The organism is Anaeroplasma sp., from assembly GCF_034179385.1.
Classification (GTDB): Bacteria; Bacillota_I; Bacilli_A; order Acholeplasmatales; family Anaeroplasmataceae; genus Anaeroplasma.
The window spans coordinates 34,400-46,223 of the sequence record NZ_JAXFPY010000077.1; the positions used below are offsets into that span (position 1 = coordinate 34,400).

The following is an 11,824-nucleotide window of genomic DNA, read 5'->3' on the forward strand; positions in this document are numbered from 1 at the left end:
ATGATTATTATATTAGGTTAAAGGAAATAATTATGGTATAATTATACCATAAAAAATATACTAACTTACGGAGGAAATTTTATGCAAATTTTAACTAAAATATTACCTATTAATGAATTGAAAAATATAGCTAATATTTCTAAAATTTGTAAGGAAAGTGATACACCTATCGTCATTACAAAAAACGGATATAGTGACATGGTCCTTATGAGTGTTGAATTATATGAAAAAACAATTGCAAAAATTCAAACTGCAATTTTACTTAATGAAGCTCTTAATGATCCTAAAAGAAGTGAAGGAGCAGTAGAGTTAAATTCTTTTATTAAAGGATTAATTGATAATGAATAATAAGTATAAAATTATCGGAAAAATACGCTCAAGAGGATTTAGAAAATTTTTATAATTATATTATAGATGATTTAGTGAATAAGGATGCCGCAGTAAAATTATTAAATAAGTTTAGTGATAAATTTGAAACCATTTCAATGTTTCCGGATAGTTCGCCACTATTAGACAACGAGTATATTAGTAATAAGAATATTAGGAAGATTTTAGTGGATAAATTTATTGCTTTTTTTATATTGTTTGAAAAAAAAGACATTATGCCTTAAAATTATATTAAGGAATACTGTTTTAAAAGAGGATGTTATGATTACAAAGGATTATTTACCAAATCATCCAGAAATTGAACTATATCAGGATGATACAATGCTAAGAATTAATACAGATACTTATGTTTTAGGTGAATTCTTAAACATTTATAGAAATGATACTGTATTAGATATGGGAACAAATCAGGGTGCACTATTACTCTATGCTAATTTATTTCACCCAAAGAAATTAATTGGTCTTGAAATAAACCCTGAGGGTGTTGCCTTAGCTAAAAGAAATATGGAATTAAATCATATTGAGAATGCAGAAATCATTTGTGGAGATATTATTACTTATAAAAATGATCCAGTCGATGTAATTATATGTAACCCTCCTTATTTCAAAACAAAAGAGGATAATAAGGGCTTAAATAATTTTAAAGCAATCGCTAAGCATGAAGGAGAATTAACTCTAAAGCTATTAGTGGATTCTATTGAAAGAAATTTAAAGGATAATGGTACACTTTATTTCTTGTTTTTATCCCAAAGATTAGATGAGGTCTTAATGGAATTAAGACGTAAGCACTTGATTCCTAAGATTATTAAATTTGTTTTTGATAAGGAAAAAAAGTATTCAAATGTATTTTTAGTTAAGGCAATTAAAAATGGTAAGCCAGGCTTAGTTGTTGAAAAACCAATTCAAATGGAAAGGTGATGCCAATGGAATTTTATAGCTGTTTGTTTCCTTCTATAGAATTAGAGGAAAAGGTAAATGAAATAGCCCCTAAAAGCTTAAAGGATCTACATTTAGATCAGCTTTTTGGCTATATATTTCAAGAAAAATATGAATATGATTTAAAAGGCTTTTTCTATACTCCTTTAAAGAATTTAGAGGTTATTTCTTATAGACAATCCATTTTAAAGGATTTACTTAAGGAGGATGTTCGTTCTTTATTTACCACTTTTTCTTTAAAAACAGGATATTTAAAAAGAAAGATGGATAATATTAGAGGAGGCCTTCCAAAAAGACTGGAAAAGGAAAAGAATTATTTGGTTCGAGGAGAGCTATTAGAATCAGCCTATGTATATGTATGTGCTATAGATGATTTAATTTTAAAGCTTGATTCTATGCAAATTGAATCAAAGGGATTAGTTTCATTTAAGAAATATATAAGTGAATATGCAAAAGATCCATTCTTTATAAGGTTAAAGAATGAGGTTACAAGAGTTAAGGAAATATTTAATAAAATTCAATATAATTTATATATTAAGGGAACCTCGATTAGCCTTTTTAAATACAACGATGAAAAATGCTTAACGGATGAGATTACAGCTTTATTTGATAAATTTCATCAGGAAGGAAAGGGCAAACCATTACCAAAGCTAAAGCCTGAGCCATATAATGTCAATATGGAAAATAATATTATGGCTATGATGGCTAAGGTTTATCATGAGGAATTTAAAGAGCTTGAAAAATTTTGTACAGAATTTAAGGATTTTGATAATAAGGTATTATTAAGATTTTCTAAGGAAATTCAGTTCTATTTATCCTGGTATGAAATCACAGAAATGATAAGAAATAATGGAATGAGCTTTACAATTCCTAAGGTTACCTTAGATAAAGGTCATATGTATATCAATGATTTTTATGATTGTATGCTGGCATTTAATTTATCTGGTCATGTTGTACCTAATAGTATAAGATTAGATTCTCCTGAGCATATTTTGGTTATTACAGGTCCAAACCAAGGTGGTAAAACCACCTTCGCTAGAGCCTTTGGGCAGGCTCATTATTTAGCCTCCGTAGGCTTAGATATTCCTGGAAGTGATGCATGTATCTATTTAATTGATCAGGTATTGACGCATTTTGAGGTTGAAGAATCCATTGAAACCTTAAATGGTAAGCTTGAGGATGAGCTTGAAAGATTATATGAGCTAAAAAGCTCTGCAACAAAGGATAGTGTTATTTTAATTAACGAAATCTTTGCCTCAACTACAGTAGAGGATGCAGTAAAGCTAGGGGTTCACATGATGAAGTATTTAGAGGATTTAGGTGCAATCGCGATTGTAGTTACCTTCTTAGATGAGCTTGCAACCCTAAGTAGCCACGAGGTAAGTCTAATGACTGAGGTTATGGGAGAAGAGGATCACACAAGAACCTTTAAAATTGTAAGGAAAGCCCCAGATGGTAGAGCCTTTGCGATGGATATCGCGAAGAAGTATGGACTATCTAAGGAAGACTTAGAGAGGAGGCTTGCCAAATGAAAGCATATTTAATGTTTAAGGATAAGAATTTTGTTTTAGATGATAATGGAATGTATAATTCTATAGTTACATTAGATGATTTAGAAATAGAATCTGTTTTAAAATATGCATCGGATTCGGATGCGTTAATTCATAACGTTTTAAAGAAATCTCTTGCAAGTCCATTACTTGATTTAGAGGAAATCAAGTATCGCCAGGAGGTTTTAAAGGATTCCTTAGATAACCCTGAAATTGTTAGAAATTTATATCAAATTTGTGTAGATACATTAAATAAAATAAAAAAATATTGGTTTGGTTCAGGCTCTGGCTCCTTATCAAATACCTATGTATCCGCACTGGATCACCTATCCTATTTTATTGAAGGATTAAAGGGCTTAAGAGAAATTGCAGATAAGCATAGTGATAAATTTAAATCGATGGGATTTATCAATTTATTTAAGGATTTAAAGGAAGAATTATCTAATGAATATTTAGCTAAGGTAGATGCCCTAGTTAAGGAATTGAATAACCGAGATGATTATTTGATTTCTGCAACCCTAGGTGCACATTTAAATGGTATCAATTATACCCTAAGGCATGTAGAAAATGAAAAGAAATATAAATCCACTTTATTTAGTAGAGCTCCAATCTATAAGGTTAAAGAGGATGATAGCGTTGCAAAAAAGGATTTGGAAAATAGAAAGAATCTAGCGCTTGTTCATGCAGCCAATGCCTTAGCTATTGCAGATAACCATCTCGATGGCTATTTCAATATGCTTATGAGTGAGCTTGCCTTTTATGTTGGCAATCTAAATTTAGCTTATGAATTAAACTTAGCTCATATGCCATATTCTATTCCAAATGTATTAGAAATGAATTCCTATGATAGAGAATGGAATGAATTATATGATTTAGCTTTAGTATCGAAAAAGAAAAGAGAGGTAACCTCAAATTCCAATTTAGCCCAAGATATTCATCTACATATTATTACTGGTGCGAATAGTGGAGGTAAGACAACCTTCCTAAGAAGCTTCGGCCAGGCAACCTTGATGGGCCAAGCTGGAATGCTCGTTCCAGCTAAGGAATTTAAATTCCCAATAAGAAGTGGTATTTACACACACTTTAAAAAGGAAGAGGATAAGAAGATTAAAAGTGGTAAACTAGATGAGGAGCTAAAGAGAATTAGTGAAATCATAGATCATATAGATAAATATTCTCTAATTCTATTTAATGAATCCTTCTCATCGACAAATGAGCGTGAGGGCTCTGAGATTAATAACCAAATTGTAGATGCATTAATTTCTCACTCCCACGAGGTTTTCTCTGTATCTCATTTATATACCTTTGCATCTAAATATTTTCTGGATAAGAAGGTTGAATTCTTAGTTGCAGAAAGAAAAGAGGATGGATCTAGATCCTATAGAATTTTAAAGGGAATGCCTGAAAAAACAGCATATGGATTAGATTTATATAATAAAGTTTTTGGTTAATTTGAATTTTTTTTGTAATAGATAATAAGCTATATGAAGGAAAAATAGCGGTAAAAATAAGTAAAAGGCGGTGCTTTTAAAGCTCCGCCTTTTCATCATCCTTAATTCTTTCTTTTGCAATCTCAAGCATTAGCTTAATACGATTTTCTTGGTTGACCTTTGTAGCACTAGGGTCATAGTCAATAGCAACAATATTTGCATCTGGATGTAAGGATTTAATTTTTTTCATTACACCCTTACCACAAATGTGGTTCGGAAGACAGCCAAAGGGCTGTGCACAAATGATATTTTCATAGCCAATTTCTTGAAGCTCCATCATTTCTGCAGTGAGTAGCCATCCTTCACCCATCTTAGTGCCATGGTGAATGACCCCCTCACTCATTTCCTTTGTTTCTCTAAATAGCTTCATTGGAGTGAATTTGGTTTTTTCCATGGATTTAATCATAATCTTTTCTCTTCTTTGCATAAACCAAAGCAGGAATTTTGTGATTAAAGCTTTCTTTTTCCATCTGCCATAGATTTCTGTATCATAAATATTATTCCAAAAGCAGTATAGCATAAATCCATATAAACCAGGAACCATTGCCTCTGCATCCTGGCTTACTAAGAAGTCCTCTAAATGATTATTACCTAAGGCCGCATATTTGATGTAGATTTCGCCTACAATTCCTACCTTTGGCTTTTTATGAGATAAATCTAAATCAAGTTGATCATAGGATTTAGCGATGGCATAACAATTCTTTTTTTGAGCATTATAGCTTGTACCCTTACCGTTTGCGAATTGATTCGATAATTCCTTAACCCAGTGTTTTGTTAGCCTTTCTGTTTCACCCTTTTTTATTTCATAGGTTCTACATTTATTATTTAAATACATAATTAAATCGCCATAGGTTAAGGCTGCAGCTAATTTGAAAATTAGCTTTGGTGTATATTTAAATCCTGAATCCTTTTCTAGATTACTCATATTTAAAGAAACTACAGGAATATAGCCATAGCCTGCCTTAATTAAGGCTTTTCTTAATAAATGTAGATAATTGGATGCTCTACATCCACCACCGGTTTGTGTGATTAGGCATACAACCTTATCTAAATCATTCCTATGATTTAAATTATCAATAAATTGACCAATAACGAGTAAGGCAGGGTAGCAGGTATCATTATGAACGTATTTTAATCCCTCACTAACAACCTCAGGTCCTTCATTTCTCATAATTTCAACCTTGTAGCCAGATTGAAGAAGTACCTGTTCAAACAAAGACATATGGATGGGAAGCATATTCGGAATTAAAATCGTATGGGTTTTAACCATAGATTCCTTGAATTTAGGATATTCAATTTCTTTTTCTTCCATAGATTCCATTATCTTTTCTTCCTTTCTTGCTTCAAAGCCTCAAATAAGCTTCTTAGTCTAATTTTTACTGCACCTAAATTTGTGATCTCATCAATCTTGATTTGCGTATAAATCTTACCCTTTGCCTCAAGTATTGCCTTACATTCATCTGTAGTAACTGCATCAACACCGCATCCGAAGGATACAAGCTGAACTAAATTCATATCATCCTCGTGAGTGCAATATTTTGCAGCAGAATATAATCTTGAATGGTAGGTCCATTGATTTAATACACCAACCTTAAATTTTTTTGTCAAATGAGATATAGATTCCTCAGATACAACATAAGCACCCATTCCAGCAATAAGCTTATCAATTCCATGGTTTACCTGTGGGTCTTGGTGATATGGTCTTCCGGCTAAAACAATGATTTCTGCACCTATAGATCTTGCTTCTGTAATATATTCAACAGCAGTAGATCTTATTTTAGTTAAATAATCATTATAAGCCTTATAGGCCTTATCTGTTGCGATAGAAATTTCTTTTTTCGTAATCTTTAGCTTTTTGAAATGCTTATCTAAAATTTCTTTCATTTTAACCTTAAACATTTCCTTATCATCTAATGCAATAAAATCATCGATGAAATGAATATCTTTAATCTTTCCAACATTATTTTCAATGTTTTGTGGATAATAGGCAACAATTGGACAATTGTAATGATTATCACCTAAGCCTTCATCAATATTATAGGATTGACAAGGATAGAAGATGGTATCATTTCCTTCATCAATAAGCTTTTCAATATGACCATGAACCAACTTTGCAGGATAACATACCGTATCCGATGGAATGGTATGCTGCCCCTTAGAATATAGCTTTTCACTAGAGAATCCTGAATGTATTACTTTAAAATCTAATTCTGTAAAGAAGGTATGGAAGAATGGTAATAATTCATACATATTTAACACTAAAGGGATTGCAATTGTACCACGTCTTGCGTTTTCCTTTGGCTTTAGGCTAGATAGAATTTCTCTATTTAGCTCATAGATATTTTTACCCTTTCTTGAAGCCTTTATTCCTAAAGGCTTTTCACATTTATTACCAGAAATAAATTTATTTGGGTTATTTGCAAAAGCATTAATCGTAAGAAGACAGTGATTATTACAGCCTTGGCATTGAACGTTTCTAACCTCATGCTTAAAGGCAAATAATTCTTCCTTGGTAATGGTAGAAGTATTTAAAACGTTTAATCCTTTCGCATATAATGCTGCACCATAAGCCCCCATTAAGCCAGCTATATTTGGGCATACAACCTCTAAATCTAGTTCTCTTTCAAAGGCTCTAAGTACAGCTTTATTTAAGAATGTACCACCCTGTACAACAATATGCTCACCTAAAGATTCCTTACTGGTTGCACGAATAACCTTATATAAGGCATTCTTTACAACAGAAATAGATAAGCCTGCTGAAATATTATCGATGGAGGCACCATCCTTTTGTGCTTGCTTGACAGAGGAATTCATAAAAACAGTACATCTAGACCCTAAGTCTACAGGCTTTTTTGCCATAAGGCCTAATTTTGCAAAATCTGCAATATTATAGCCTAATGCATTTGCGAATGTTTGAAGGAAGGATCCACATCCTGAGGAGCAAGCCTCATTTAAGAATATATTTGAAATCGTATTATGCTCAATTTTAAAGCATTTAATATCCTGTCCTCCAATATCGATAATAAAATCGACATTGGGCATGAATTTTTTAGCAGCCATATAGTGGGCCATAGTTTCTACTAGACCACCATCAAGCTTAAATGCATTCTTAGCTAAATCCTCTCCATATCCGGTAGAAGCACTTGCTTTAATATGTATATTTGGATATTTTTCATATAGATTTGTAAATATATCTTTGATTACGGATACAGGATTCCCCTTATTTGGTTGATAGGATTCAAATCTTATATTTCCATCCTCATCGACCAATACAAATTTTAAAGTGGTAGAACCAGAATCGATACCTAAATATAGGTTTCCAGTATAATTATCTAAAGGAAGAGTCTCCACTCTTGCTTTATTATGTCTTTCTAAGAATTTATTATATTCCTCTTCATTTTCAAAAAGAGGAGAATTATAAGCATAGGTTGCTTTATTTGAGAATTCAACTAATCTCTTTAACGCATCATTTATATGGATAGGTTCTTTAGCACAAAATGCTGCACCCATAGATACATAATATAAGGAATTTTCAGGACAAATACCTTTGGTATTCAACGTTTTATCAAAAGCTTCCTTAAGCTCAGATAAAAAGGTTAATGGTCCGCCTAAATAGGCAACCTTCCCCTCAATTTCTCTACCCTGTGCCAACCCACCAATGGTTTGGTTCACTACAGCATAGAAAATGGAGGCTGCAATATCCGATTTTGATGCACCCTGATTTAATAGGGGCTGAATATCCGATTTTGCAAAAACACCACATCTTGATGCGATAGAATATAGCTTTTGATGATTCATAGCAAGCCCATTAATTTCTGTGATATCGACATTTAATAGTGTAGCCATTTGGTCAATGAATGCACCAGTACCACCAGCACAGGAGCCATTCATTCTAACCTCCATACCATCCGTTAGGAAAAGAATTTTTGCATCCTCCCCACCAAGCTCGATGATACAATCGGTACCAGGAATAAGCTTATTTGCTGCAATTCTAGTTGCGTAAACCTCTTGGACAAAGGGGATATTTGCACCCTCTGCCATACCCATTCCTGCAGAACCGGATATAGCAAGCATTACCTCATCGCCAATGATTTTATTTTGTTTTAATTCTGTAAGCTTTTCAATGATATTATCCTTAATATGGGAATAATGTCTTTTGTAATCTTTATAAAGGATATTGTCCTTTTCATCTAAAACAACACATTTAATTGTAGTAGAACCTACATCTAAGCCTAGCCTTAACATGGATTTTACCCCCTTAAAACATAATAATATAATTATATTATTCAGACATGTAAAAGTCAATTTGAAACCAAAATATAGTACAATACCTCTATTTTGTACATCAATTTCCTGTTGATTTTTCGTTGTATATTGTACCCTTTTAGGGTATAATATGATAGTATATACAAGTATCTATACTTGAAATTTGATAGTTGAGGTAATAAATAATGAAAAAATTAACTGGATTCATAACAATAGCTTTCGCATTTATCCTAGCGTTTGTACTTGCATCCTGCGGTAATGCATCTGCAGGGGTTGAGGTAGATAAGAGTGTAACCGCGACGGCTACATCAATTACTTTTAATTTAACTTTTGCTGATAATAATGGCAATTTAGAGTCTAAAAAGGCAGTTCCTCATATTAAGCTTTATGGCTATAGTGAGGAAGCAGAAGATCATGTAGGTGATTATTTATCTCAGGACAAGACATGTTCCTTCACAAATAATATTTATACATCATCTACAGTAACCTTCACATCCTTAACAAAGGATACAAAATATTCCTTCCGCTTCTATGTTACATTCAATGAAGCAGAAGAATTACTAGATACATGGGTTTTTGCTACATCTAACGATAACGCAAAGGAAATCAAGACAAAGGATGATTTCTTGGGAATGGTAGATGATCCTGATGGAGATTATACATTGATGAATAATATCGATTTTGAAGGCGATGAGATTTCTGGTATGTTCACATCAGAGTCTAAGGCCTTCACTGGTACATTTGATGGTCAGGGTTATACAATTTCTAATTTTAAGTTTTCCACATCTAACTTTGGCTTATTTAGCTATACCAATGGTGCAACTATTAAGAATTTAGTTGTTGTTGGTAGCGATGAAAAATACCTTGAAAACATGAGAGATCCAGAGGGTAACGGAATTGAAATCATCAATGGTGATTATTCTACAGGCCGTAGTAGTGCAAATATTGGTATTTTAGTTGGTACTGCAACAAACACTGAATTTGCTAATATTACCATTGATAATGTAAATATTTCTGTAAAGGGTAATTCAAGTGCAGTCTTAAATGTTGGTGGAGTTGTAGGTAAGGCAATAGATTCATGCTTTACAAATGTTCATGCAACAAATGTTTCCTTGGATTTCCCATATGTAAGATTAAATGTATGTGCTGGTTTATTTGCTGGTTCTATTTCTGGAGAGGGTAAGGCTGTTGAGGATTTAACCTATACCGCAAAGGACACTAGTGCAGAAGGTACAATCACTGGTACATTATTCTATACATCTAGCGAAGGATATGCATATGTTGGTGGTTATGCTGGAGATTTAGGTTCTTCAGGATTAGTATCGGATTCTTATGTAGTTGCAGATATTACACTATATAGAGATACAACAACTACAAACTTAAATAAGTTCGCATTGACTGTTGGTGGATTTGTAGGTGCAAATTTAAATGGCTCTATGAATGTTTTAAAATGTGCTGCAATTGCTGATGTGTCTGTTAAGGCAGGAAATAGCCAAACTACAGATACAGATGCTACTTCTTCTAAGCTTTCTACAAAGATTGCTTATGTTGCAGGATTCGTTGGCTGTGTAAATAAGCATATCAACATTATCAAGGATTCTTGTTATGTTAAGAAGACAAATGGTATAAATGTATATGCACTTGAAAAAGAGACAGATGATGAGGGCAATGAAAAGATTTTCTATGTTGCATCTAATGTTTGTGCAAATGTATATAGTGCAACGAAGCTATCGAATGTATTATGTGCAAACGATGATACCTTTGATACAACAGTATTTAGTGAGAAGATTGCAAAATTAGTTAATCAATATTTAGCATAGGAATAGAGGGTAACCTCTTTTTCCGCTATATTAAGGAGTTAAGATTATGGCGTTAGTTCTTTATAATTCTCTTACGAATAAAGTGGAAGAGTTTAAACCAATAAATGGAAATAAGGTAAATATGTATGTTTGTGGTCCTACCGTATATGGGTATATTCATATCGGTAACGCAAGACCTGTAATATTTTATGATATGCTAAGAAGATATTTAGCTTTTAGTGGATATGATGTAACCTATGCATCAAACATTACCGATGTAGATGATAAAATCATTAATAAGGCTATTTCTGAGAATACTACAGAAAAGGTTGTGGCTAAAATGTTTGAGGATGCCTACTGGGATTCTGTAGAAAGAGTGGGCTCTAGCAAGCCTGATTTAATCCCTCATGCGACCGATTACATCAATGAAATGATTGAGCTAATTGAGGATTTAATTCAAAAGGGCTATGCCTATGTTTCTTCTGGAGATGTATTCTTTAGAGTATCTAAGATTAAAGATTATGGATGCTTATCGAATCAGCAAATCGAGGAATTAAATAGTGGTGCTAGAATTTCTGTGGATGATAAAAAGGAAAACCCACTAGATTTCGCATTGTGGAAAAAGACTGAGGTTGGTATTAAGTGGGATTCTCCATTTGGTAGTGGTAGACCTGGTTGGCATACAGAATGTGTTGTCATGAACCACAAGCTATTTGGTGATGTTATCGATATTCATGGTGGAGGAATGGATTTAAAATTCCCACACCACGAAAATGAAATTGCCCAGGCAGAGGCTGCCTATGGCACGCATTTAGCAAAATATTGGATTCATGTAGGAAGATTAGATTTAAATGGTGTTAAGATGTCTAAATCCTTAGGCAATGTTATTTATGTTAAAGACATAGATAATACCCATGATGGAATGGTGTTAAGATGCTTAATTTTATTCTCACCATATAGACAAATGATTCCATATTCTATGGATTTATTCAATCAATATGCTAAGGAATATGATAAATGGGTTAGAGCCTATAAGCAGTGCTTGTTTGAATTACAATATAAGGGTTTATTAAAGGATGAGGTTGATCCTTCTCTCATTGATGAATTTAAGAAATACATGGATGATGATTTCAATGTTCAAAATGTATTAACACTAATCAACAATATCGTTAAGGTTATGAATACATCCTTAAGAGCAAAGGATTATGACACATTAGCTTTAAAGCTTCATACACTTGAAGTTATCTTAGATGTATTACATATTAATCTATTTGTAGATAAAATGACAGAAGAACAGCTTGCTGTTTATAAGGAATGGCAGGAAGCTAGATTAAATAAAGACTTTGAAAAGGCAGATACTGCAAGAGCAAAGCTTGTTGAATGGAAGTTAGTTTAA

8 protein-coding genes are annotated in these 11,824 nt (G+C 32.8%); 6 read left to right on the top strand and 2 right to left on the bottom strand.

Features of this window, described 5'->3' with window-relative positions:
• The first annotated feature begins 81 nt into the window (after nt 1-81).
• The 4 genes from SPJ17_RS05095 to SPJ17_RS05110 all read left to right on the top strand — a co-directional run bounded on the left by SPJ17_RS05095 (nt 82) and on the right by SPJ17_RS05110 (nt 4,324).
• Nucleotides 82-348 carry a type II toxin-antitoxin system Phd/YefM family antitoxin gene (locus tag SPJ17_RS05095; protein ID WP_321093260.1) on the top strand — a complete coding sequence of 89 codons (267 nt, stop codon included), beginning with the start codon at nt 82-84 and terminating at the stop codon, nt 346-348.
• A 300-nt stretch (nt 349-648) separates the two neighbouring features.
• On the top strand, nt 649-1,305 hold the full coding sequence (locus SPJ17_RS05100) for a methyltransferase (RefSeq protein ID WP_321093261.1): 657 nt from the start codon (nt 649-651) through the stop codon (nt 1,303-1,305).
• A 5-nt stretch (nt 1,306-1,310) separates the two neighbouring features.
• Complete coding sequence (locus tag SPJ17_RS05105; protein WP_321093263.1) at nt 1,311-2,855, top strand: hypothetical protein; 1,545 nt, start codon at nt 1,311-1,313, stop codon at nt 2,853-2,855.
• Nucleotides 2,852-4,324: a hypothetical protein gene (locus SPJ17_RS05110; protein WP_321093265.1), complete on the top strand. Its 1,473-nt coding sequence runs from the start codon at nt 2,852-2,854 to the stop codon at nt 4,322-4,324. The genes SPJ17_RS05105 and SPJ17_RS05110 overlap by 4 nt, the downstream gene beginning before the upstream one ends.
• Nucleotides 4,325-4,400: 76 nt before the next feature.
• Here the strand turns inward: SPJ17_RS05110 and SPJ17_RS05115 are convergent, their stop codons facing one another.
• Together SPJ17_RS05115 and SPJ17_RS05120 are read right to left on the bottom strand one after the other, a co-directional pair.
• Nucleotides 4,401-5,684 (bottom strand): 2-hydroxyacyl-CoA dehydratase, encoded by a 1,284-nt coding sequence (locus SPJ17_RS05115; protein ID WP_321093267.1) that lies wholly within the window; start codon nt 5,682-5,684, stop codon nt 4,401-4,403.
• Nucleotides 5,684-8,608, bottom strand: a complete 2,925-nt coding sequence (locus SPJ17_RS05120; RefSeq protein WP_321093268.1) for an acyl-CoA dehydratase activase-related protein — start codon at nt 8,606-8,608, stop codon at nt 5,684-5,686. The genes SPJ17_RS05115 and SPJ17_RS05120 overlap by 1 nt, the downstream gene beginning before the upstream one ends.
• 206 nt (nt 8,609-8,814) lie before the next feature.
• Here SPJ17_RS05120 and SPJ17_RS05125 point away from each other — a divergent pair, with 206 nt between their 5' ends.
• On the top strand, nt 8,815-10,449 hold the full coding sequence (locus SPJ17_RS05125; RefSeq protein ID WP_321093269.1) for a hypothetical protein: 1,635 nt from the start codon (nt 8,815-8,817) through the stop codon (nt 10,447-10,449).
• Between the two features lie 46 nt (nt 10,450-10,495).
• A complete protein-coding gene (cysS, locus tag SPJ17_RS05130; RefSeq protein WP_321093271.1) occupies nt 10,496-11,824 on the top strand; it encodes a cysteine--tRNA ligase in 1,329 nt (442 codons plus the stop codon).

Bases quoted from the DNA above. Each gene is read 5' to 3' on its own strand.
- SPJ17_RS05095 (WP_321093260.1), top strand. From the start codon at position 82: ATGCAAATTTTAACTAAAATATTACCTATTAATGAATTGAAAAATATA.
- SPJ17_RS05100 (WP_321093261.1), top strand. From the start codon at position 649: ATGATTACAAAGGATTATTTACCAAATCATCCAGAAATTGAACTATAT.
- SPJ17_RS05105 (WP_321093263.1), top strand. From the start codon at position 1,311: ATGGAATTTTATAGCTGTTTGTTTCCTTCTATAGAATTAGAGGAAAAG.
- SPJ17_RS05110 (WP_321093265.1), top strand. From the start codon at position 2,852: ATGAAAGCATATTTAATGTTTAAGGATAAGAATTTTGTTTTAGATGAT.
- SPJ17_RS05115 (WP_321093267.1), bottom strand. From the start codon at position 5,684: ATGGAATCTATGGAAGAAAAAGAAATTGAATATCCTAAATTCAAGGAA.
- SPJ17_RS05120 (WP_321093268.1), bottom strand. From the start codon at position 8,608: ATGTTAAGGCTAGGCTTAGATGTAGGTTCTACTACAATTAAATGTGTT.
- SPJ17_RS05125 (WP_321093269.1), top strand. From the start codon at position 8,815: ATGAAAAAATTAACTGGATTCATAACAATAGCTTTCGCATTTATCCTA.
- cysS (WP_321093271.1), top strand. From the start codon at position 10,496: ATGGCGTTAGTTCTTTATAATTCTCTTACGAATAAAGTGGAAGAGTTT.